This is a genomic window from Bacillus sp. SIMBA_008, assembly GCF_046535495.1.
Lineage (GTDB): Bacteria > Bacillota > Bacilli > Bacillales > Bacillaceae > Bacillus > Bacillus subtilis.
Window position 1 is genome coordinate 1 of the sequence record NZ_JAWRWL010000605.1, and the last position, 265, is coordinate 265.

The following is a 265-nucleotide window of genomic DNA, read 5'->3' on the forward strand; positions in this document are numbered from 1 at the left end:
TTTAATAATCTGTGAAAGGGCGGTCTCTTTCCCAACCTTTTTCGCTTTCACTTTCACAAACCCATTTTTATTGATGGTTGCCCCAATGACCGCATCACCAGCCGTTTTATCAACAGGCAGACTTTCGCCCGTAATCATGGACTCATCAATTGCGGTTGTTCCCTCCACAATTTCTCCATCTACCGGCACTTTCTCTCCCGGTTTGACAAACACAAGATCATTCACTTTCACTTCAGAAATAGGAACAGTCATCTCTTCCCCATCT

The 265-nt window shown here is 44.2% G+C and carries 1 protein-coding gene; it reads right to left on the bottom strand.

What is annotated here, in order from left to right:
- A partial coding sequence (locus SB658_RS24605) for a P-type ATPase actuator domain-containing protein (protein WP_486308216.1) occupies positions 1–265 on the bottom strand: 265 nt, incomplete at both ends.